The sequence below is a fragment of the Shinella sp. GW821-FHT11G07 genome, from assembly GCF_058808115.1.
This window is the reverse complement of sequence record NZ_JBXARJ010000020.1, coordinates 78,126-100,721: the sequence shown is the minus strand read 5'-3', so window position 1 is coordinate 100,721 and position 22,596 is coordinate 78,126. Positions and strand designations below refer to the sequence as shown.

The 22,596-nt window shown below is 62.8% G+C and carries 21 protein-coding genes; 8 read left to right on the top strand and 13 right to left on the bottom strand.

Translation table 11 applies throughout. The features are described 5' to 3' along the window. Positions 1 to 13 precede the first annotated feature (13 nt). The 4 genes from ptsP to AC1RT2_RS28790 all read right to left on the bottom strand — a co-directional run bounded on the left by ptsP (position 14) and on the right by AC1RT2_RS28790 (position 5,285). Positions 14 to 2,281 (bottom strand): phosphoenolpyruvate--protein phosphotransferase, encoded by a 2,268-nt coding sequence (ptsP, locus tag AC1RT2_RS28805; RefSeq protein WP_069060901.1) that lies wholly within the window; start codon positions 2,279 to 2,281, stop codon positions 14 to 16. A gap of 86 nt (positions 2,282 to 2,367) precedes the next feature. Next, positions 2,368 to 3,642 carry an aspartate kinase gene (locus tag AC1RT2_RS28800; RefSeq protein ID WP_069060900.1) on the bottom strand — a complete coding sequence of 425 codons (1,275 nt, stop codon included), beginning with the start codon at positions 3,640 to 3,642 and terminating at the stop codon, positions 2,368 to 2,370. Positions 3,643 to 3,762: 120 nt separating this feature from the next. Then, positions 3,763 to 4,329 carry a class I SAM-dependent methyltransferase gene (locus AC1RT2_RS28795; protein WP_493107464.1) on the bottom strand — a complete coding sequence of 189 codons (567 nt, stop codon included), beginning with the start codon at positions 4,327 to 4,329 and terminating at the stop codon, positions 3,763 to 3,765. Beyond that, on the bottom strand, positions 4,326 to 5,285 hold the full coding sequence (locus AC1RT2_RS28790) for an oxidoreductase (protein ID WP_493107462.1): 960 nt from the start codon (positions 5,283 to 5,285) through the stop codon (positions 4,326 to 4,328). The genes AC1RT2_RS28795 and AC1RT2_RS28790 overlap by 4 nt, the downstream gene beginning before the upstream one ends. Before the next feature lie 105 nt (positions 5,286 to 5,390). Between AC1RT2_RS28790 and AC1RT2_RS28785 the strand changes: the two genes are divergently transcribed. After that, positions 5,391 to 6,023 (top strand): TetR/AcrR family transcriptional regulator, encoded by a 633-nt coding sequence (locus AC1RT2_RS28785; RefSeq protein ID WP_493107460.1) that lies wholly within the window; start codon positions 5,391 to 5,393, stop codon positions 6,021 to 6,023. A gap of 91 nt (positions 6,024 to 6,114) precedes the next feature. Here the strand turns inward: AC1RT2_RS28785 and AC1RT2_RS28780 are convergent, their stop codons facing one another. From AC1RT2_RS28780 to AC1RT2_RS28745, 8 genes are all read right to left on the bottom strand, one after another. Then, positions 6,115 to 7,836 carry an ABC transporter substrate-binding protein gene (locus tag AC1RT2_RS28780; RefSeq protein ID WP_493107458.1) on the bottom strand — a complete coding sequence of 574 codons (1,722 nt, stop codon included), beginning with the start codon at positions 7,834 to 7,836 and terminating at the stop codon, positions 6,115 to 6,117. Between the two features lie 77 nt (positions 7,837 to 7,913). Beyond that, entirely contained in the window at positions 7,914 to 8,333 is a 420-nt protein-coding gene (locus AC1RT2_RS28775) for a DUF2160 domain-containing protein (protein WP_083242944.1), read from the bottom strand. Continuing rightward, positions 8,333 to 9,214, bottom strand: coding sequence for a carbohydrate ABC transporter permease (locus tag AC1RT2_RS28770; protein WP_083242943.1), 882 nt, complete (start codon positions 9,212 to 9,214; stop codon positions 8,333 to 8,335). The genes AC1RT2_RS28775 and AC1RT2_RS28770 overlap by 1 nt, the downstream gene beginning before the upstream one ends. A gap of 11 nt (positions 9,215 to 9,225) precedes the next feature. Continuing rightward, on the bottom strand, positions 9,226 to 10,092 hold the full coding sequence (locus AC1RT2_RS28765) for a carbohydrate ABC transporter permease (RefSeq protein ID WP_069060895.1): 867 nt from the start codon (positions 10,090 to 10,092) through the stop codon (positions 9,226 to 9,228). Between the two features lie 2 nt (positions 10,093 to 10,094). Beyond that, positions 10,095 to 11,165 (bottom strand): ABC transporter ATP-binding protein, encoded by a 1,071-nt coding sequence (locus AC1RT2_RS28760; RefSeq protein WP_493107455.1) that lies wholly within the window; start codon positions 11,163 to 11,165, stop codon positions 10,095 to 10,097. A gap of 10 nt (positions 11,166 to 11,175) precedes the next feature. After that, a complete protein-coding gene (locus AC1RT2_RS28755; protein ID WP_493107453.1) occupies positions 11,176 to 12,258 on the bottom strand; it encodes an ABC transporter ATP-binding protein in 1,083 nt (360 codons plus the stop codon). A 42-nt stretch (positions 12,259 to 12,300) separates the two neighbouring features. Further along, positions 12,301 to 13,818, bottom strand: coding sequence for a glycerol-3-phosphate dehydrogenase (glpD, locus tag AC1RT2_RS28750; RefSeq protein WP_493107451.1), 1,518 nt, complete (start codon positions 13,816 to 13,818; stop codon positions 12,301 to 12,303). Between the two features lie 114 nt (positions 13,819 to 13,932). Continuing rightward, on the bottom strand, positions 13,933 to 14,703 hold the full coding sequence (locus AC1RT2_RS28745; protein ID WP_493107449.1) for a DeoR/GlpR family DNA-binding transcription regulator: 771 nt from the start codon (positions 14,701 to 14,703) through the stop codon (positions 13,933 to 13,935). Positions 14,704 to 14,850: 147 nt separating this feature from the next. Between AC1RT2_RS28745 and AC1RT2_RS28740 the strand changes: the two genes are divergently transcribed. The 6 genes from AC1RT2_RS28740 to pncB all read left to right on the top strand — a co-directional run bounded on the left by AC1RT2_RS28740 (position 14,851) and on the right by pncB (position 20,551). Continuing rightward, positions 14,851 to 15,621: an SDR family NAD(P)-dependent oxidoreductase gene (locus AC1RT2_RS28740; RefSeq protein ID WP_069060890.1), complete on the top strand. Its 771-nt coding sequence runs from the start codon at positions 14,851 to 14,853 to the stop codon at positions 15,619 to 15,621. A 303-nt stretch (positions 15,622 to 15,924) separates the two neighbouring features. Then, the gene (minC, locus tag AC1RT2_RS28735) at positions 15,925 to 16,680 is read left to right on the top strand and encodes a septum site-determining protein MinC (RefSeq protein WP_493107445.1); all 756 of its coding nucleotides are present in this window, start codon (positions 15,925 to 15,927) and stop codon (positions 16,678 to 16,680) included. A gap of 32 nt (positions 16,681 to 16,712) precedes the next feature. Then, positions 16,713 to 17,528 carry a septum site-determining protein MinD gene (minD, locus tag AC1RT2_RS28730; protein WP_069060888.1) on the top strand — a complete coding sequence of 272 codons (816 nt, stop codon included), beginning with the start codon at positions 16,713 to 16,715 and terminating at the stop codon, positions 17,526 to 17,528. After that, entirely contained in the window at positions 17,525 to 17,788 is a 264-nt protein-coding gene (gene minE, locus AC1RT2_RS28725) for a cell division topological specificity factor MinE (RefSeq protein WP_069060887.1), read from the top strand. Before minD ends, minE begins: the two co-directional genes overlap by 4 nt. A 206-nt stretch (positions 17,789 to 17,994) precedes the next feature. Continuing rightward, entirely contained in the window at positions 17,995 to 19,161 is a 1,167-nt protein-coding gene (locus AC1RT2_RS28720) for a glycoside hydrolase family 19 protein (protein ID WP_493107443.1), read from the top strand. Between the two features lie 85 nt (positions 19,162 to 19,246). Then, complete coding sequence (gene pncB, locus AC1RT2_RS28715) at positions 19,247 to 20,551, top strand: nicotinate phosphoribosyltransferase (protein ID WP_493107441.1); 1,305 nt, start codon at positions 19,247 to 19,249, stop codon at positions 20,549 to 20,551. A 24-nt stretch (positions 20,552 to 20,575) separates the two neighbouring features. Here pncB and acuI read toward each other — a convergent pair whose 3' ends face one another. After that, on the bottom strand, positions 20,576 to 21,571 hold the full coding sequence (gene acuI, locus AC1RT2_RS28710; protein WP_493107439.1) for an acrylyl-CoA reductase (NADPH): 996 nt from the start codon (positions 21,569 to 21,571) through the stop codon (positions 20,576 to 20,578). 102 nt (positions 21,572 to 21,673) lie between these two features. Here acuI and AC1RT2_RS28705 point away from each other — a divergent pair, with 102 nt between their 5' ends. Further along, the gene (locus AC1RT2_RS28705; protein WP_069060883.1) at positions 21,674 to 22,567 is read left to right on the top strand and encodes a LysR family transcriptional regulator; all 894 of its coding nucleotides are present in this window, start codon (positions 21,674 to 21,676) and stop codon (positions 22,565 to 22,567) included. The last annotated feature ends 29 nt before the right edge of the window (positions 22,568 to 22,596 follow it).

The window sequence follows — 22,596 nt, the reverse complement described above, 5'->3', positions numbered from 1 at the left end:
TCCAATCAAATCTTTAAAACGGGATGCCGTTCTCAGCCGCGAAATCGGTGAGAATCTGGCGGATCGAAGCCGTCGGCTTCAAATCGTCCAACGCCGGCATCAGCACCGCTTCGAGTTTTGCGGCATCAAGCGACAGCAGCATCGACTTCACCGGACCGATCGCCGCCGGCGACATGGAAACGGAGCGGAAACCGATGCCAAGCAGCGCCATGGCGGAGATCGGCTTGCTCGCCATTTCGCCGCACAGCGTCACGGACGTATCGTTGCGCACGCCGGCGCGCACGATATCGCGCAGGATACGCAGGAACGGGCGGCCAAGCGTGTCGAAGCGATCGGAGACGCGGGCATTGCCGCGGTCGACCGCCATCGCGAACTGGAAGAGATCGTTCGAGCCGACGGAAACGAAATCGACCTCGGCCATCAGCTCGTCGAGCTGCCACAGCAGCGCCGGCACTTCCAGCATCGCGCCGAATTGCAGCTTCTTCGGCAGCTGTTCGCCGAGCTTCGACTGGCGCTGGATTTCCTTCTGGAGAAGGTCACGAACCTCCTTCAGCTCGGAAACCTCGGTCACCATCGGCAGCATCATGCGCAGATCGGCGCCCGCCGCGGCGCGCAGCATGGCGCGCAGCTGGGTGCGCAGCAGGCCCGGGCGATCGAGCGACAGGCGGATGGCCCGCCAGCCGAGCGCGGGGTTTTCTTCCTCCGCCGCGCGGAAATAGGGCACGACCTTGTCGCCGCCGATATCGAGCGTACGGAACGTCACCGGACGGCCGCCTGCCTGCTTCAGGACATTGCGGTAGAACGCTTCCTGCTCCTCCGCCTTCGGCATGGTCGAGGCGATCATGAACTGCAGCTCGGTGCGGAACAGGCCGATGCCGGAGGCACCTGATTCGTTGAGATGCGGCAGGTCGACCAGCAGACCGGCATTCATCTGCAGATTGATCGCCTGTCCGTCCCGCGTCACCGGTTCGACGGCGCGCAGCGCACGGTACTGCTCCTGCCGGCGGGCCCGGAAACGGACCTTCTCCTCATAGGAGCGCTGAAGATCCTGCAACGGCCGCAAGTGTATGCGTCCGTCCTCGCCGTCGACGATGATCGGATCGCCATTTTCAGCAAGCGCCACCGCGCCCGCCGCCTGGCCAACCACCGGAATGCCCATGGCGCGTGCCACGATCACCACATGGCTGGTAACGGCGCCATCTTCCAGCACGAGGCCGCGCACATTCTCACGCGGATAATCGAGCAGTTCCGCAGCGCCCATGGCACGGGCGACGACGATCGCATCGTTCGGGAAGTTGCTGGCGGAGAGTTTCGCGCCGTAGCCGGTCAGCTGCCGCAGCAGGCGGTTGGCCAGGTCGTCGAAATCATGCATGCGCTCGCGCAGATAGGGATCCGTCAGGCGGATCATGCGCGCCTTGGTCTCGCTCTGCACGCGTTCGACCGCCGCTTCCGCCGTCAGGCCGTTGCGGATCGCCTCTTCGAGCTTTCTGACCCAGCCGCGGTCATGCGCGAACATGCGGTAGGTTTCCAGCACCTCGCGATGCTCGCCCTCCATCGAAATTTCGCGGCGCGACAGCATGTCGTCGATCGAGATGCGCAGCGAGCCGAGCGCTTCGGCCAGTCGACCGAGTTCGTGTTCGGAATCCTCGTTGAGCAGGTTGGTGACGACGATGCGTGGCTCGTGCAGCACGACATAGCCAAGGCCGATGCCCTCGCCAAAGCTCGAACCCTCGATCGAAACGGGGCGCGACAGGTCCAGCTCGAGGCCGGGCTTGGTGAGCTTCTTCAGCTCGCCGGTCGCCACCATTTCCGCAATCACCATCGCTGTCGTTTCGAGCGCCTCCACCTCGTCTTCGCGGTAGGTGCGGCTCGCCTTGTTCTGCACGACAAGCACGCCGAGCGCCCTGCCGGTTCGCAAGATAGGAACGCCGAGGAAGGAGTGGTAGATCTCCTCGCCCGTTTCCGGCAGATAGGTGAAGGCGGGATGGGACTGGGCGTCGGAAAGGTTCAGCGGCCGGGCGGATGCGGCAATCGTGCCGACGAGGCCCTGGCCCATTTTGAGCTGGGCCAGGTGAACGGCGCCGGGATTGAGACCTTCGGTCGCATAGAGTTCAAGGACACCGTCGGAGCGCAGCACATAGACCGAGCACACTTCCGCGACCATGTTCTGCGCGATCTGGCGCACGATCTGGTCAAGGCGCTCCTGTGGCTCGAGCGGCTCCGCCATCAGTTCGCGTAGCCGCTTGAGAAGAACGCGCGGACCCGCGGAGAGATCTCTCATCGCGTGGCGTCTCCCGAAAATGACGTTACCTCACCAGCGCTTGTCTGCGCTGGCGATCACAAGATCGGCGCCGACTCGGCTGGTCATTACTTCTTATCGAGACCGTAGACGGAATGCAAAGTCCGAACAGCGAGTTCGGCATAGGCACCGTCGATCAGGATGGAAATCTTGATCTCGGAGGTGGTGATCGCCTTGATGTTGATGCCCTTGTCAGCCAGCGCCCGGAAGGCGGAAGCTGCGACACCCGCATGGCTGCGCATGCCGATGCCGATGACAGAGACCTTTACGAGGCCTGTCTCGTGCTGGATCACGTCGAAACCGACCTGTTCCTTGGCGCCTTCGAGAACCCTGAGCGCCTTCTCCATGTCACCGGACGGCACGGTGAAGGTCATGTCGGTCTTCGAGCCGTCCTCGGAAATGTTCTGGACGATCATGTCGACATTGATATGGGATTCGGCAAGCGGGCCGAAGATCGCGGCCGAAACACCCGGCCGGTCGGCGACGCGGCGGAGCGAGATCTGCGCTTCATCCTTGGCATAGGCGATGCCGGTTACGACTTCCTGTTCCACGATCTCATCCTCATCACAAATCAGCGTACCGGGCGGGTTCAGAAGATCGCCCATGCCCGGCGCATCGGGGTCCTCGAAAGAGGAGCGAACGAAGGTGCGCACCTTGTGCACCATGGCGAGCTCGACCGAGCGCACCTGCAGTACCTTGGCGCCGAGGGACGCCATTTCGAGCATTTCCTCGAAGGCGATCTTCTTCAGGCGGCGGGCCTTCGGCTCGATGCGCGGGTCGGTCGTGTAGACGCCATCGACGTCGGTATAGATATCGCAGCGGTCCGCCTTGACGGCAGCGGCAATGGCGACGGCAGACGTGTCCGAGCCACCACGACCGAGCGTGGCGACGCGGTTGTCCGGGCCAAGCCCCTGGAAGCCGGCGACGACGGCAACCTGGCCCTCGGCCATGCGGCGGATGATTTCCGTGCCGTCGATATCGAGAATGCGGGCCGCACCATGTGCGCTGTCGGTCTTGATCGGGATCTGCCAGCCCTGCCAGGAGCGCGCATTGATATCCATCGACTGGAGCGCGATGGCCAGAAGCCCGGCCGTCACCAGTTCGCCGGAGGCGACGATGGCATCGTATTCGCGCGCATCGTAGAAGGGCGAATTGGCGCCCGTAACCTTGGGCATGCCCTGCACCCAGCCGACGAGTTCGTTCGTCTTGCCGGACATGGCGGAAACGACAACGGCCACCTCGTGGCCGGCAGTGACTTCACGTTTCACATGGCGGGCCACATTGTGGATACGGTCGAGGTCAGCGACGGACGTTCCGCCGAATTTCATCACGATGCGTGCCATGAGTGTATACCGCTATTCCATATATACGCGCGAGCGCGCGGGAGAAACCGCGGGGTCTCTTAGCGGAAGACCCCGCGGTGTGCAATGCATGGAATCCGGCAAAAGATTTGGGCGGCACGCTCAGCCCTTGCGGCCGATCCGGTAAACGAAGGCGGGCGGCACATTGCGCAGCGTGCCGCCGACCCTGACTGCCGACAATCCGAGACTGTCGAGCACGGCGCGCGGCACCGGGCACCGAAGGCCATAGGTGAACTGATAGAGCGCCGCGCCCGCGCCAAGCCGGGCAAAGGTGCCCTCGAGGATCGCATGAACCGTCTGCGGTCGCATCGAGAGCAGCGGCAGGCCGCTGATGGCGCCGCCCGCCGCCTCCGGGCAGAACCGCGCGACATCCGTCGCATCGATGCAGGCGATCTTCGCCTTCGGGAAACGCTGCTGGAGGAGGGCTGCAAATTCCGCCCCCTTCTCGACGAGCAGGATGTCCTCCTCCGCAACGCCGCGCCGCAGCAATGCGCGTGTGAAAACGCCAGTGCCCGGGCCGAATTCGATGACACGACCCGTTTCCGGTCCGATTTCGCGCACGATAAGGTCCGCCAGCGCCTTGCCCGACGGCGTGATCGAAGCGACCCGCAGCGGATCGCGGATCCACGCTCGGAAGAAATGGCAGCCATCCATCGTCAGTTCGGTCATTGTACGCGCTCCGGTCTCGCAGGGAAGGTCAAATGGGTCAGGTCTTCGGAAAGCCGCCAGAACCTTGCGGCAAGCTCGGGATCGGTCGCTGCGGGCAGCGGATGCACCAGGGACGGCGAACCGCGCATCTCGCGAAAACCATCCGGGCCGATGAATTCGCCGCCGAAAAGTCCCGCGGCGGTGGCCGCATAGAGCTGGTTCAGCACACCCTGCTCGGCATTCTGCGCGAGGAACCGGTTGCCGATGCGCATGAAGAGGCGCAGCACGCCGGAGGTCGCGTTGGTCTGGAGATTGGTATCGGAATAGCCGGGATGGGCGAGAAGGCTGATGATCGGCAGGCCGGCCGCCTTCACGCGCCGGTCGAGTTCCAGCGCAAACAGCGCATTGGCGAATTTCGACTGGGCGTAGAAGGCCATGCGGCCGTAGCTTTTTTCGCCTGTCAGGTCCTCGAAATGGATGCGCCCGCGGCGATGCAGTTCCGAACTCACGGTCACCACCCGCGCATTGCTCGATGCGGAAAGCAATGGCAGAAGCCGCAACGTCAGGGCAAAATGGGCGAGGTGATTGACGCCGAACTGGGTCTCGTGCCCCTGCCGCGTCAGTCCGTGCGGCGGCATCATGACGCCGGCATTGTTGATCAGGAGATCGAGCGGCCGACCGTCGGCGAGGACCGTATCGGCGAAGGCAGACACGTCGTCGAGGTCGGCAAGATCGAGCCGCCGCAGCTCGACCGCTGCATCGGGTAGCTCGGTGCGGATACGGGCCAGCGCCAGCTGCCCCCTGCCCTCGTCACGCGCGGTCATCAGGACCCGCGCGCCCTTCTTCGCCAATTCCCGCGCCGTCAAAAAGCCGAGGCCGCTGTTGGCCCCGGTAACGACCGCAAATCGCCCGGCCTGCTCAGGCATATCGGAGAGCGTCCACGGTTTGGTACCGGCCTCGCGATCCGTGGTTGCCATGCCGTCTGTGCGCATTATGATACCTCGGACAAATCTGAACAGTGTTTACATTCTGCTAGCGCATAATCTTTACACTGTAAAGATAACAATCGCGTGAGACCGACGATGAACGAGAAAAAGACCGCCGAACGCGGCTATCACCACGGCGACCTGCGTGACGCGCTGATCAGGGCTGCCGATGCGCTTCTGGCCGAACGGGGCCTGGAGGGATTTACGCTGCGCGAAACCGCGCGCCGCGCCGGCGTCTCGCCGGCAGCCCCATCCCATCATTTCGGCGGCACGGCAGGCCTGCTGACGGAAGTTGCAGCACTCGGCTACCAGGAGCTCGCCAATCGCCTGGCCAGGGCGGGCGAAACGGGGACAGCCGCCGATCGCCTCAAGGCCCAGGGTGTTGCCTATGTGCGCTTCGCCGTGGATTTTCCCGGCCGCTTCCACCTGATGTTCCGCCACGACCTCCTGGTGAAGGAGCAGCCGTCGCTGGAACAGGCGACCGGACAGGCGTGGGATGCGCTGGAAAAAACCGTGCTGGCCATTCGTGGACAGCCCGAAGGCGCCGAACTCGATGCGGAGGGCGAGGCCATGCTGATCGGCATCTGGTCGACGGCGCATGGATTTGCCCACCTGACGCTCGACAAGAAACTCGCGCGCATCGACGCGTGCGGCGGCAGCGAAGCCGACATGCTGGAGACCATGTTCCCCGCCATCATCGATACGCTCTGGGTGAAAAAGCTCGGCTGAGACAAAAAGGCCCGCGCACCTTTCGGCACGCGGGCAAGGGGATCGGATGATGGTGGTTGCGGGCGCGCGAACGCCCGCTTACCGTCTTGCGTTACTTCTGCCAGCTCTTGACGAGTTCGTCATAGTTGACGGTGAGCGGCTTTTCCTTCTCGTTCTCGATCTTGAGCTGCGGAGCAAGGTTGCCCTTTGCGGCGGCATCCTTGTTCCAGTACTCAAGATCATGCTCTTCGGCGAGCTTCGGGCCGATATCGCCCTGGACGCCGGCGCGCTCGAGGCGTTCAAGCACCTTTTCTTGCTCGGCGCACAGCGAGTCCATCGCTTCCTGTGCGGTCTTGGCACCCGACGACGCATCGCCGATCGCCTGCCACCACAGCTGGGCCAGCTTCGGATAGTCCGGGATGTTCGTACCGGTCGGCGACCACTGCACGCGGGCCGGCGAACGGTAGAACTCGATCAGACCACCGAGCTTGGGTGCGCGTTCCGTAAACGACGGATGAGCGATCGAGGATTCGCGGATGAGCGTCAGGCCGGTATGGCTCTTCTTGACGTCAACCGTCTTGGAGACCACGAACTGCGCATAGAGCCAGGCGGCCTTGGCGCGGTCGTCCGGGGTGGACTTCAGAAGCGTCCAGGAACCCACATCCTGGTAACCGAGCTTCATGCCGTCCTTCCAGTAGACGCCATGCGGCGACGGCGCGAAACGCCACTTCGGCGTGCCGTCCGCGTTGACGACCGGCAGACCATCCTTCACGAAGTCGGCGGTGAACGCCGTATACGTGAACATCTGCTGGGCGATCTCGCCCTGCGAGGGAACCGGGCCGGATTCCGAGAAGGTCATGCCCTGGGCGGAGGCCGGTGCATAAGCCTTCAGCCAGTCGAGATACTTCTGGATGGCATAGACCGAAGCCGGGCCGTTGGTGTCGCCGCCGCGCGCAACGCACGAGCCGACCGGACGCGACTTCTCGTCGACCTTGATGCCCCATTCGTCGACCGGCAGACCGTTCGGCAGGCCCTTGTCGCCGTTGCCGGCCATCGACAGCCAGGCGTCGGTGAAGCGCCAGCCGAGCGACGGGTCCTTCTTGCCGTAGTCCATGTGGCCATAGACCTTCTTGCCGTCGATCTCGCGGCCGGTGAAGAACTCGGCGATGTCCTCGTAAGCGGACCAGTTGACCGGAACGCCGAGGTCGTAGCCGTACTTCGCCTTGAAGTCGGCCTTGTTCTTCTCGTCGTTGAACCAGTCATAGCGGAACCAATAGAGGTTCGCGAACTGCTGGTCGGGCAGCTGGTAGAGGTCGCCATCCGGAGCGGTGGTGAACTTCAGGCCGATGAAGTCCTCGAGGTCGAGACCCGGATTGGTGACGTCCTTGCCTTCGTTGGCCATCCACTTGGTGAGCGAACGGGCCTGCTGGTAGCGCCAGTGCGTGCCGATGAGGTCGGAATCGTTGACATAGGCGTCATAGACGTTTTCGCCCGACTGCATCTGGGTCTGAAGCTTTTCGACGACATCGCCCTCACCGATCAGGTCGTGGGTGATCTTGATGCCGGTGATCGCGGTAAAGGCCGGAGCCAGCACCTTCGATTCGTATTCATGCGTGGTGATCGTTTCGGAGACGACCTTGATTTCCATGCCGGCAAACGGCTTGGCTGCGTCGACGAACCACTGCATTTCCGCTTCCTGGGCGGTGCGGTCGAGCGAGGACATGTCGCCGATTTCCGCGTCCAGGAACTTCTTGGCAGCATCCATGTCCGCAAATGCGGAACCGGTAAACGCCAGCAGCATGGCCGCCGTCGTCGTCAGAAGTTGCTTTCGCATATTGATCCTCCCTTAGGGTTTTGCGATTGCATGCGATGAAGACCCCATTTCTCCCCGGGGCCTCCCTTCCCGATTGCCTAGACGAAGCGGAACACGCCGATGGCGTAGACCACGGACAAGGCAAGAGCCCACCACAGGTTGGCGCCGATCAGCCCCAACCATGCGAGATGAATGAACGCCGAGCCGAGCAGCGACACGAACAGCCGGTCGCCGCGGGTCGTCTCGAAGCGCAGGATGCCGACGCGCGGATTGCCGCCGGGGCTGGCATATTCCCAGACGCCCATCAGCGCGATCAGCGTGAAGATCGTCAGGAAGAACATCGCCGTCGGGAACGACCAGGCCATCCAGCCGCCGGTGATCAGCGGCGCGAAGAAGTCGCGCTCGCCGTCCTTGACCGGAAGCCCGAGGAACAGGGCGCCGGCGATGACGACATAGAGGACGAGCACGGCAGCGAGTGCGACGGGCCAGCGCGTGTTGCGATTGACGATGGCAGTCATCAGACCCTCCCCAGGGCAAAGCCCTTGGCGATGTAATTGCGAACGAAGTAGATGACGAGCGCGCCGGGGATGATGGTCAGCACGCCGGCAGCGGCGAGCACGCCCCAGTCCATGCCCGAGGCCGAGACCGTGCGCGTCATCGTGGCGGCGATCGGCTTGGCATCCGTCGTCGTCAGCGTTCGGGCGATCAGGAGTTCGACCCAGGAGAACATGAAACAGAAGAAGGCGGCGACACCGATGCCGGACGCGATCAGCGGCACGAAGATCTTGGCGAAGAATTTGGGGAACGAATAACCGTCGATATAGGCGGTCTCATCGATCTCCTTCGGCACGCCCGACATGAAGCCTTCGAGGATCCACACGGCAAGCGGCACGTTGAACAGGCAATGCGCGATCGCAACGGCAATATGCGTGTCGATCAGGCCGAAGGCCGAATAGAGCTGGAAGAACGGCAGCGCGAAGACGGCCGGCGGCGCCATGCGATTGGTCAAGAGCCAGAAGAACAGGTGCTTGTCGCCGAGGAACCGGTAGCGCGAGAAGGCGTAGGCCGCCGGCAGCGCTACCGAGACCGAGATCAGCGTGTTCAAGACCACGTAGATGATCGAGTTGATATAGCCGGAATACCAGGCCGGATCGGTGAAGATTACGGTGTAGTTGCGGAGCGTCGGGTTGACCGGCCAGAGCGAGAACGCCCCGGTGATCTCCGCATTCGTCTTGAAGCTCATGTTGACGAGCCAATAGATCGGCAGCATCAGAAAGACGATATAGAGCGTCGGAACCAGCCAGGACAGGCTGCGCTTGCTGTTGGCGCCAGCCCGGCTGCCGGCGCTGCTAGCAACGCTCGTCTGGATGGTGTTTGCAGTGGTTGCCTGTGAGGTCATGGTTTCCTCCCTCACGCCTGTTCGTCGCTGCTGGTCATGACCGTGTAGAAGATCCACGACAGCAGCAGGATGATCAGGAAGTAGATGATGGACATTGCCGCGGCGGGGCCGAGGTCGAACTGGCCGATCGCCATCTTGACGAGGTCGATCGACAGGAATGTCGTCGAGTTGCCGGGACCGCCGCCGGTGATGACGAAGGGCTCGGTATAGATCATGAAACTGTCCATGAAGCGCAGCAGGAAGGCGATCAGCAGCACGCGCTTCATCTTCGGCAGCTGGATGTAGCGGAACACGGCCCAGCGCGACGCGCCGTCGATCTTGGCGGCCTGGTAATAGGCCTCCGGGATCGAGACGAGACCGGCATAGCACAAGAGCACGACGAGGCTCGTCCAGTGCCAGACGTCCATGACGATGAGCGTCATCCAGGCGTCAAAGACGTTGTTTACGTAGTTGTAGCTGATACCGAGCGCATCGAGCGTGCGGCCGAGCAGGCCGATATCGACGCGACCAAAAACCTGCCAGATGGTGCCGACGACGTTCCACGGAATGAGAAGCGGCAGCGCCATCAACACCAGGCAGACCGGTACGCCGAGACCCTTCTTCGGCATGTTCAGCGCAATCAGGATACCGAGCGGAATCTCGATCGTCAGAATGATGCCGGAGAACAGCAGATTGCGCCCGAGCGCCTGCCAGAAGCGGTCGGATTCCAGAACGTCGGAAAACCAGCCGACGCCGTTCCAGAAGAACTGGTTGTTGCCGAACGTGTCCTGGACCGAATAGTTCACCACCGTCATCAGCGGGATCACCGCCGAGAAGGCGACGAGCAGCAGGACGGGCAGGACCATGAACCAGGCCTTGTTGTTCCAGGTCTTGTTCATCGTCAGCCCTCCCTGCCGACACGCCAAGAATCGGCGTAGATGTTGATGGCGGTCGGATCGAAGGTCACGCGCGGATCAGCCGGAATCTCTCCGTCCTCCGGCACGACGATGGCGATCGGCTTGCCGGCGAATTCGGCGCGCACAATCTTCTGCCGGCCGATGTCCTCGACCTTGTTGATCGAGACAGGCATGCCGTCACGCGACAGCGCGATGAATTCCGGGCGGATGCCGAGTTCGGTCTTGGCGCCGGCGGCGATCTGCGGCTTGTAGCCGAGGTCAAGCGTCTGCTCGCCAACCTTGATGCTGCTGCCGTCGATGGCGGCCGGCAGCACATTCATGCCCGGCGAGCCGATGAAGTAGCCGACAAAGGTGTGGCTCGGCTTCTCGAAGAGTTCGGCCGGCGTGCCGATCTGCACGATCTGGCCGTCATACATGACGACGACCTTGTCGGCGAAGGTGAGCGCTTCGGTCTGGTCGTGCGTGACATAGACCATGGTGAAGCCGAACTGGCGGTGCAGCTTCTTCAGCTGTGAGCGCAGTACCCACTTCATATGCGGGTCGATGACGGTCAGCGGCTCGTCGAACAGGATGGCGTTGACGTCGTTGCGCACGAGGCCGCGGCCAAGCGAGATCTTCTGCTTCTGGTCGGCGGTGAGGCCGCGAGCCGTCTTCTTCGCCCAGCTCGAAAGATCGATCATCTCGAGGATTTCGCGCACCCGGCGGTCGACTTCCGGTTCCGCAACGCCGCGGTTGCGCAAGGGGAAGGCCAGGTTGTCGTAGACCGTCATCGTGTCGTAGATGACCGGGAACTGGAAGACCTGCGCGATGTTGCGCTGCTGCGTCGACAGGTACGTCACATCCTTGCCGTCGAACAGGATGCGGCCTTCCGACGGCTGCAACAGGCCCGAGATAATGTTGAGCAGCGTGGTCTTGCCGCAGCCCGAGGGGCCGAGCAGCGCGTAGGCGCCGCCATCGTTCCACTCGTGATGGACTTCCTTCAGCGAATAGTCCGCTTCCGACTTCGGCTTTTCGCCGTAGGCGTGGCGAATGTGATCGAGGGTGATGCGTGCCATGGTCTCCTCCTCAAGCCGCCGCGGCGGCCGGTTCGGCGATCGTCCTGCCGTCCGTGCCGAACGCCATCAGGTGGCGCGTGTCGACATGGACAGTGATGATCGCGTCCGGCTCGATGTCGTGGATGCCCGGCGAGAGCATGACCCAGCGGCTGCCCTCGAATTCGATGTAGATAAAGCTTTCCGAACCGGCGATTTCAGAGATCGCGGTGCGCACCTGAAGACTTGCCGAGGTCGGATGCCGGCTCGTCAACGCCAGGTGATGCGGATGGAAGGCGATGGTGCAGGGGCCGTCCGGCAATGCGGCAAGATGCACCGGTACCGGCAGTACTGGCTTGCCGCCCACTTCGAAGTTTCCGCCGTTCTTCAGAACCTGCATGGTGTTCAGCGGCGGGTCTGCGAAGGTGCGCGCCGTGACGAGATCGCTCGGGTGACGATAGACGTCGATGGTGCGGCCAAACTGGGTGATGCGGCCCTGCGACAGCGTCGCCGTGTTGCCGCCGAGCAGCAGAGCCTCAGAGGGTTCGGTCGTCGCATAGACGAAGATCGCGCCAGATGCGGCAAAGATCTTTGGCAGTTCGAGGCGCAGCTCCTCGCGCAGTTTGTAGTCGAGATTGGCGAGCGGCTCGTCGAGCAGGACGAGGCTGGCATTCTTGACGATGGCGCGGGCGAGCGCTGTGCGCTGCTGCTGGCCGCCGGAAAGATTGAGCGGCGTGCGGTCGAGATAGGGCGTCAGCTTCAGCAGATCGGCCGCCTTGCGCACTTCACGGTCGATCGTCGCCTTGTCCGCACCCTTGATGCGCATCGGCGAGGCGATGTTCTCGTAGACGGTCAGCGCCGGGTAATTGATGAATTGCTGGTAGACCATGGCGACGCCGCGCTCCTGCACGCGCACGCCGGTGACATCCTTGCCGTCGAACCAGACGGAGCCGGCGGTCGGCTTGTCGAGACCTGCCATCAGCCGCATCAGTGATGTCTTGCCAGACAGCGTCGGGCCGAGCAGCACGTTGAGCGAGCCACGCTCGAGCACGAGGTTGGTCGGGTGGATATGCGTCTCCGCCCCCACCACCTTCGCGATGTTTCTGAGTTCAAGCATTCATAGTCTCCAATGTTCCTCCCAGCCACCGGATAAAGGGCGCTAGTGGGGAGCCGCCTGCGCGGCCACCATGTAGTCCTCTAGCGCAGCCGCTTCCGCAGCCGAGAGATGCAATCCGCGTTTGGTCCGCCGCCACAGCACGTCCTCCGCGTGCCGGGCCCATTCTTCCTTCATCAGCCAGCGCACTTCGCACTCGTAAAGGTCGCTGCCGAAATGCCGTCCAAGATCGTCGATCGTCTTCGCACCGTCCAGCATTGCCATCGCCCTTGTACCGTAGAGCCGGACAAGCCGGCGGGCATGGGCGGGCGCCAGAAAGGCAAAACGCGATGAAAGCGCCTTCACCTCGGCATCGAAACCATCGACCTTGAAGTCCCCGCCGGGCAGCCGGGACTGCGCGGTCCAACGGTCGCCCTTCGCGCCGATCGATTCCGAAATCTTCTCCAGCGCCGATTCGGCGAGACGCCGGTAGGTGGTGAGCTTGCCGCCAAAGATGTTGAGCAACGGCGCCTGGCCATCGCCACCCTCGATCTTCAGCACGTAATCACGCGTGGCTTCCTGCGCCTTGCTGGCGCCGTCGTCGAAGAGCGGCCGCACGCCGGAATAGGTCCAGACGATATCCTCGCGCGTCACCGGCTCGGCGAAATATTCGCTCGCCGAAGCACAAAGATAGTCGATTTCCGCGTCGCTGATGCGAACATCTCGGGGATCGCCCTGATAGTCCCGGTCGGTCGTGCCAATCAGCGTGAACTCTTCCTGATAGGGAATGGCGAAGATGATACGCCCATCCGGGTTCTGGAAGAAGTAGGCGCGCGGATCGGAGAATTTCTTCTTCACGACGATATGGCTGCCCTGCACGAGGCGGACATTGTGCACATCGTTGCGGCCGAAGGCGGAGGACAGAACCTTGTCGACCCAAGGGCCTGCGGCATTCACCAGCATGCGAGCGCGAAACGTCTCGCGGGCGCCGGTCTCGACATTCTCCGTCTCGACATTCCAATGGCCGTTTTCGCGACGCGCGGTCACGACCTTGGTGCCGGTGCGGATGTCGGCGCCGCGATCGGCGGCGTCACGCGCATTCAGCACGACGAGGCGTGCATCGTCGACCCAGCCGTCGGAATATTCGAAAGCCTTGCGGAAGAGTTTCTTGAGCGGGCCGCCGGCGGGGTCCTTTGCGAGGTCCACCGTGCGGGTTGCCGGCAAAAGCTTGCGGCCGCCGATATAGTCATAGAGGAACAGGCCGAGGCGGATGAGCCAGGCCGGACGCGGCCCGCCCTTCTGGAACGGCAGCACGAAACGCATCGGCCAGATGACGTTCGGAGCCATAGCCCAGAGCACTTCGCGCTCCATCAACGCTTCGCGCACCAGACGGAATTCATAGTGTTCGAGATAGCGCAGGCCGCCATGAATGAGCTTGGTCGAGGCGGAAGACGTACCGGACGCAAAGTCCTTCATCTCGGCAAGCACGACCGAATACCCACGGCCCGCAGCATCGCGTGCAATGCCGCAGCCATTGATGCCGCCACCGATAACAAAAATATCGCGGATCACGTTGCCGTCCAAGCTCCCCTCCCATTTCGCATTGCACAATTCTGCGCAGTTGCGAAAGCATGAGGAGTTAAAACGAAAACATTTCGAATGTCAAACGAATGTAAGACTAATGCTGCTTTTGTGGTCTCATCCCTGCGAAGACGTTTCGATCAGGCGCACGTCATGCTCCTGGCAAATGTCGCGAATGCCCTCGAAGGGACAGGTATCGGTGATAAAGGTATGGACCTGCGACAGGTGGCCGATGCGCACCGGTGCGGTCCTTTCGAATTTCGTCGAATCCGAAACCAGGATGACATGGCGCGCGTTCGCGATGATCGCCTGCGCCACCTTCACCTCGCGATAGTCGAAGTCGAGCAGCGCGCCGTCCTCGTCGATCGCCGAAACGCCGATCACGGCGTAATCCACCTTGAACTGCCGGATGAAGTCGACCGCGGCCTCACCGACGATGCCGCCATCCGCACCGCGCACGACGCCGCCGGCAATCACCACCTCGATCGAGGGGTAGACCCGCAAGCGATTGGCAACGTTGATATTGTTGGTGATGACCATCAGTTCCTTATGGTCGAGCAGGGCCTCGCCAACAGCCTCCGTCGTCGTGCCGATATTGATGAACAGCGAGGAGTTGCCGGGGATCATGGTGGCGGCGGCGCGGCCGATCGCCTGCTTTTCAGGGGCCGCAATCGAGCGGCGCGCCTCGTATTTCACATTCTCGTTGCCGCTCGGGAAGAGCGCGCCGCCATGAATGCGCGTCAACGCCTTGCTGTCGCAGAGGTCGTTGAGATCCTTCCTGATGGTTTGCGGCGTTACGGAGAAGCGCGCCGCAAGGTCCTCCACGAGCACGCGGCCCTCGACCTTCGCGAGATCGAGGATCTCCGCCTGGCGACCTGTGAGAAACATAGACCCCTCCCATTGCTTTCGTTTGGTTTCATAATATGCAAAAACGAAAGCACATCAATTGATCCGCTCTTCCTTCTTGGAGTGCGGGCATATTTTTGTGATACTGGCCGGGCATAGCAGACCACGGCGAGCACCGGGAGGACAACCATGTTTCATCCAGCCTTGTTCAAGGGCGCGAATGTCGTCGTCACCGGCGCGGGGCGCGGCATCGGTCTGGAGATCGCCCGGCAGTTCCTCGATTGCGGCGCCCATGTGCTGCTGCATGGCGGGCGCGCCGCTTCCGGCCCCCTGCCCGACTTTCTCGACATCGCGGTTGCAGAAGCCCGCGCGCATATCGTCTATTCGGATTTCCTCGTCGAAGGCGGCATCGGCGCGATCCTGCAGCGGGTGGACAGCCTCTTCCCGCATATCGACGTGCTCATCAACAATGCCGGCACCATGGTCGGACGCTTTCCGGCCGCGGACCTGACGGACGAACAGTACGACACCGTCGTGCGCCTCAACCAGACCTCCGTCGTCGAGGTGACGCGCGCGCTGCTGCCGTCGCTGCGCCGCGCGCCGCATGCCGCGATCGTCAACACGGTCTCCATCTCGGCGCTCACCGGCGGCAGCCCGGGCTCCGCCATCTATTCCGCCACCAAGGCCTTCGTCTCGACCTATTCGAAGGGGCTTGCCCGTGAATTGGCGCCGGACGGTATCCGCGTCAACTGCGTCTCGCCCGGCACGATCACCACCGACTTCCATGCGCGCTACTCGTCCGCGGACAAGCTGGAGGCGACGCGCAAGACGATCCCGCTGCAGCGCCTCGGCACAGCGGAAGACTGCGCGCCCGCCTATCTCTTCCTCGCCTCTGAGGCGCTATCCGGCTACATCACCGGCCAGGTGCTGGAGGTCAACGGCGGTCAGCTCATCTGCTGAACGGCGCACCACGCACCCTCCCAGTCGATTCGCGCGGCGAAATTCAGCACCGGCTGCATCCTCACCGCGATGTGTTGCGCGCTTGCGCCACACGCCTTTAACTGCGCTTAAAATCGGCGCGCGTGCGCAATTTCCCTTTAAAAATTAACGTGTCGCGAGACGTCGCCTTCGCCTGCAAATCCAGCCATTTTCCGCCCGTTCACAACACATTTTGACGCGGCATGCCTCGCGCCAGCCAGGCCTGCAATTAACCTTTTGTTAACTATTTCTTCGATACACCGAAGCAACCGAAAATTAACCAAGATGACCGACGTGTTAACACAGCCACGGCCTATCCGCCTCAAGGGGCGATCCTTCCTTGCACTGTCCCTGACCCCGGAGCTTCCCTTCGAGGACTGGCTGGCACGGCTCGATGATCTGGCCCGGCGCTCCGCCGGCTTCTTCCTGCGCCGGCCGGTGATTCTGGACGTCGAAGGACTGGATATCGACCGCCAGCAGCTGCGCGACCTCGTTGGCGAACTCAGCGCCCGCAACGTGCGCGTCATGGGCCTCGAGGGTGCGCGCTCCGCACTGCTCGGTCCGGACCTGCCGCCGGCAATGACTGATGGCCGGCCGGCCGCGGATATTGAGGCGCCCGTCAGCGGCCAGGCAGATCGGAGCCAGCACGTCGAAGCCGTAGCGCCCTCCAGCCCGCCCCCAACGCAGGCACCGGCACCGCAGGCCTCGGTCATGCCGTCGATGGTCGTCAACCGGCCGGTGCGCTCGGGACAGTCCATCTTCTTCCCCGAAGGCGACGTCACCATCGTCGGCTCGGTCGCATCAGGCGCGGAAATCGTCGCCGGCGGCTCGATCCATGTTTACGGCCCGCTGCGCGGCCGGGCGATGGCCGGCACCACGGGCAACGCGTCGGCGCGCATCTTCTGCCGCAAACTCGAAGCGGAACTCATCGCCATCGACGGGTTCTACAAGACCGCCGACGACCTGGAGCCGGACCTGCGCGGCAAACCCGTGCAGATCTGGCTCGATGGCGAAACGATCAAGGCAGCAACACTCGGCTGAACCGAAACACATACACAGAACTGGAGAGGTCCATGGGCAAGGTAATCGTGGTCACATCGGGTAAAGGCGGCGTCGGTAAGACGACGTCGTCAGCCGCACTCGGCGCCGCGCTGGCACAGAGCGGCGATAGGGTCGTGGTCGTCGATTTCGACGTCGGCCTGCGCAATCTCGACCTCGTCATGGGGGCCGAGCGCCGCGTCGTCTATGACCTCGTCAACGTCATCCAGGGCGAAGCCAAGCTGACGCAGGCGCTGATCCGCGACAAGCGCGTCGAGACGCTATACCTGTTGCCGGCATCGCAGACCCGCGACAAGGACAACCTGACGCCGGAAGGCGTCGAGCAGGTCATCGCCGCCCTGAAGAACGCGTTCGACTGGGTCATCTGCGATAGCCCGGCCGGCATCGAACGTGGTGCCACGCTGGCCATGCGCCACGCGGACGTGGCGATCGTCGTCACCAATCCGGAAGTCTCTTCCGTGCGCGATTCCGACCGCATCATCGGCCTGCTCGATTCCAAGACGCTGAAGGCGGAGAACGGCGAACGCGTCGAAAAGCACCTGCTGCTCACACGCTACGACGCGGCCCGCGCCGAGCGTGGCGACATGCTGAAGGTCGACGACGTGCTCGAAATCCTGTCGATCCCGCTGCTTGGCATCATCCCGGAAAGCATGGACGTGCTGCGCGCGTCGAACGTCGGCGCGCCCGTGACGCTCGCCGACGGCCGCTGCGCCCCGTCGCTCGCCTATTTCGAAGCGACACGCCGCCTCAAGGGTGAAAACCTCCCGGTCACCATTCCCGGCGACAAGCGCAGCTTCCTGGGCAAGATCTTCGGAAGGAAAGCGGCATGAACCTGTTCCGTTTTTTCTCCCGCACCCAGTCGGCCCCGGCCGCCCGTGAGCGGCTGCAGGTGCTGCTCGCCCATGAGCGCGCCTCCACCGGCGATTCGGACCTCGTCAACAAGCTGCGCGACGAGATCCTCAAGGCCATTTCCAAGCATATGCAGATCGACGACGAGAAGGTCAGCATCAAGATGGAACGCGGGGCCCAGGTCTCGACGCTCGCCGTCGACATCGAAATCCCGTTCAACGGGAACAAGAAGGCGGCCTGAGGGCCGCCTTTCCCATAGATCCGCAGAGGGTGCCGCCTTGTTGCGGCGCACCGCGCGCCACATCCCGGCGCGCAACGATGACCGTGCGAATCTGCTCACGCCTCCTTTCGCGCATGCATTGTCGCCAGAGGCGACAACGCCACAGTCAAAGGTTGCATTTTTTCACGATTGCTGGTTAACTCTCTCCTAATGTTGGGAGGTGGGTCATGGCAGTTGCAGAGGTTCTCGGCGCAGTCTTCCTAGGCGGCGTCATGGGGTTGATCGGCCAGGGTGCGCGAACAGTCATCGGCCTCAAGAAGCTTCATGACGAAAATGCCGCGAAGGGTCCCAACGAGCAGGATAGCTTCATTGCCAGCAGGCTGGTCGTCAGCCTGTTCATCGGCTTCATTGCGGGCGTGGCAGCTGCGCTGCTGCTCGACCTGGGCAAGCTTGCCGCCATCACAGTCAACGACATCGACCTCTTGCTCGGCCTGGCGGCAGCCGGCTATGCCGGCACGGACATCATCGAGGCCTTCGTCGCCCGCCTGCCGACGCCGGCCGGTGGCGGCTCTCCGGGAGGCGGTGAAGGCGTGGCAGCGGGCACTACGCCGACAAAGCCGCCATCGACCGTTGTCGTGAACGTCGCCGGCCAAACGCCCGCTGCCGAAGTGCTTACAACCGCTGCGGTCACGGAGGCCGCCTTCAAACTCGACCTGGCCGACATCAAGACCAAACTCGGTTCGATCACATCGATGATAACCGCTCCGGCGGTGGGAACGGGTGCCGCCGCCGCGGATGACGACAGCACCGATCTCATCAGTCCGACCCTGGTCAAGAGCATTTTCAACCCGGCGACACCGCTCGCCAATATCAAGACGCACCTGCCGTCCGTGCTTGCCGGCCTGCGCGAAAAGGGACTTGTCGACCGGGAAATGGTGCTGATGGCGTTGGCGACCATTCGCGCAGAGACCGAAGGCTTCGTGCCGATCAACGAATTCGTCAGCAAATACAACACCAGCACGGTTCCGTTCGACAAATACGAACCCGGCACGAGCGTCGGCAAGAATTTGGGAAACACCCAGCCCGGCGACGGCGCACGTTTTCGCGGCCGTGGCTTCGTGCAGTTGACGGGCCGCTACAACTACAATCGAATCGGGGCCCAGATCAGTGCCAATCTGATCGTGACGCCGACATTGGCCAATGATTCCACGCTGGCCGGCCTCATCCTGGCGCAATTCCTGTTCAACAAGCAGGACGTCATCCGCAACGCCCTGTCGAGTGGAGACCTGAAGGCGGCGCGCCGGGCCGTCAACGGCGGCACTCATGGGTTCGATCGTTTCGAGGACACCTATACCAGGGGAGACGCGCTGCTTCCGGAGACCGCCACGGCGTGAGCCATCCAGCCACCCTCGCGCGGTGACTTGCCGCCGGCGCCCCAATGCGCATATTTCACCTCGTCAATGATGAGGACTATGCGGCATGGCTGTTACCGATATTGCGACCCGTACCCATGATCACAATTTTCGGCTGGACCCTATCGTCCGCAGCCTGCTCGATACCGATTTCTACAAATTGCTGATGCTCCAGATGATCCGGCAGCTGCATCCGGACATCGAAGCGACGTTCTCGCTGATCAACCGGACGAAGAGCGTGCGGCTGGCCGACGTCATCGACGAGGGTGAACTGCGTGCCCAGCTCGACCATGCCCGCAGCGTACGGTTCACCAAAAAGGAGCTGATCTGGCTGGCCGGCAACAGTTTCTACGGCAAGGCACGCATGTTCGGCCCGGATTTCATTGCCTGGCTGGCGGCATTCCGCCTGCCGGACTACGAACTGCGCAAGATCGACGGGCAATACGAGCTGCACTTCGATGGGCCTTGGACGCACACCACGATGTGGGAAATCCCTGCGCTGGCAATCATCAACGAACTGAAGTCGCGCGCCGCGATGCGCGACAGGGGCCGCTTCACGCTCGATGTGCTCTATGCCCGCGCCAAGGCTCGGCTCTGGGAAAAGGTCGAGCGGCTGCGCCAGCTGCCGGATCTCGTCATCTCGGATTTCGGCACGCGGCGGCGGCACGGTTTTCTTTGGCAGCGGTGGTGCGTGGAGGCCCTCAAGGAAGGTTTGGACGATCGTTTCATCGGCACGTCCAACGTGCTGCTTGCCATGGATGCCGATCTGGAAGCGATCGGCACGAATGCACACGAACTGCCGATGGTCGCCGCCGCACTCGCCGACGGCGATGCAGCGCTGGCCCAGGCGCCCTACCAGGTGCTGGAAGCATGGCAGCAGCACTATAACGGCAATCTGCTGATCGCCCTGCCCGACGCCTATGGCACGACCGCCTTCCTCGCCAACGCACCGGACTGGGTTGCGGACTGGACCGGTTTTCGCCCGGACAGCGCACCGCCGATTTCCGGCGGCGAACAGATCATCCGCTGGTGGAAGGAGAGGGGCCGCGATCCGCGCGAAAAACTGCTGATCTTTTCCGACGGCATGGATATCGACACGATCGAGGAAACCTACCGGCATTTCCACGGCCGCGTGCGCATGAGTTTCGGCTGGGGCACCAACCTGACCAATGATTTTCGCGGCTGCGACCCGGACGGCGGCAACGGCCTCGACCCGATATCGTTGGTCTGCAAGGTGACAAGCGCCAATGGCCGGCCGGCGGTCAAGCTCTCCGACAATCCCGCCAAGGCGACCGGGGACCCGGCCGAGATCGAACGCTACCGGCGCGTCTTCGGCGTGACGGACCAGGAAGCGCGACCGGTGCAGGTCTAAACCGCATGGGCTGCCGGAATTGCCCTAAGCGCGCACATCGACGACGACGCGCCCCTTGACCTTGCCGTCGAGAATGGAATTGGCCAGTTCCGGCAGATCCGAGAGCCGATGCTCGACGACCATGGATTCCAGCTTGTCCATCGGCAGGTCGGAGGCGATGCGGTTCCAGGCGTCGACGCGCTGGTCGTAGGGCCGCATCACGGAATCGATGCCGAGAAGGCTGACACCGCGCAGCAGGAACGGAATGACCGTAAAAGACGGCACGGCAGCACCCGCCGCCAGGCCGACAGAGGCGACGGCGCCGTCATACTTCATCTGCTTCAGCACACGCCCCAGCATCTCACCGCCAACCGCATCGATCGCACCGGCCCAGCGCTCGGATTCGAGCGGCTTGCTGCTTGCCTCCGACAATTCGTCACGGCCGACAATCGTCTCCGCGCCGAGGCTCTTCAGATAGTCTGCCGTTTCCGGGCGGCCGGTGACGGCGGCGACCGAATAACCAAGCCGTGCCAACAGTGCGACGCCGACCGAGCCGACGCCGCCGGCGGCACCCGTCACCAGCACATCGCCTTTTAACGGCGAAAGCCCGGCCTTTTCCAGCGCGACGACGGAGAGCATCGAGGTCAGCCCCGCCGTGCCGATCGCCATGGCCTGGCGCGTCGAGAGCGTGTCCGGCAGCGGCACCAGCCAGTCGGCCTTGACCCGGGCGCGGGTCGCATAGCCGCCCCACCAGACCTCGCCGACGCGCCAGCCGGTCAGCACAACCCGATCACCGGGACGGTAGCGTGGATCGTCCGAGGTTTCGACGGTACCGGCGAAATCGACGCCCGGCACATGCGGAAACGTACGAACCAGCCCGCCCTTGCCGTTGATGCAGAGCCCGTCCTTGTAGTTGAGCGTTGAATATTCCACCGCTACGGTGACATCGCCATCCGGAAGCCGCGAATCGTCGAGGTCTTGGATGGCTGCGGAGACTGCGCCATCCGCCCCCTTCTCGACCAGCAATGCTTGAAACGTCATGGCGTCCTCCTCGTGATCCTGTCGCTACGCCAGATATAGGGCGCGGGGCATTGGTGTCGCCACTGTTCTTTTGTATCAAGAGCAGGGAGGCGCGGTTCGCACATGATAGACAAGCTTGAATATTTCATCGCGCTCGCCCGCGAACGGCATTTCGCCCGGGCCGCAGAGGAGCTCGGCATTTCGCAGCCGACGCTTTCGGCGGCAATCCGCCAGCTGGAGGAGCAGCTCGGCGTAATGCTTGTTGTCCGCGGTTCCCGCTTCCAGGGCCTGACACCGGAGGGCCAGCGCGTGCTCGAATGGGCGCGCCGCATCGTCGGCGACACCCGCACCATGCGCGAGGAAATGCGCGCCGCGCGAAAGGGCCTGTCCGGCCATATCCGCCTTGCCGCCATCCCAACGACACTTGCCATGGTGCCGCACATCACCGCGCCGTTTCAGGAAAAGCACCCCGACGTCACCTTTTCCATCCTCTCCACGACTTCGATCAAGATTCTCGGCCTGCTGGAAAACCTCGAGATCGATGCCGGCCTTACCTATCTGGAAAACGAGCCGCTCGGCCGCGTCACCAGCGTGCCGCTCCTGCACGAGCACTATTGCCTTGTCACCGCCAAGGGTAACGCCTTCGCTGATCGCGAAACCGTGACCTGGCAGGAGGCCGGCAATATTAGGCTTTGCCTATTAACCGCCGACATGCAGAACCGCCGCATCATCAATCGCCACTTCGCCGAAGCGGGCGTTACAGTCGAGCCATCGCTCGAAGCGAACTCGATGATCGTGCTGTTCTCCCATGTGCGCACCGGACGCTGGTCCAGCATCATGCCGAGAAATGTCGCAAAATCATTTGGATTTCCTGACGAAATAAGTATAGTTTCCCTTGTCGACCCTGAACCGCATCACACTGTCGGTCTCGTCGCCACCCACCGCGAGCCCTTCACGCCGCTCGTCTCCGCCTTGCTGCACGAAGCCCGTGTGCTGGCGGAAAAAGGGATCGATTGATAGGATTTTCCTATCAGCCAACGGCTTTG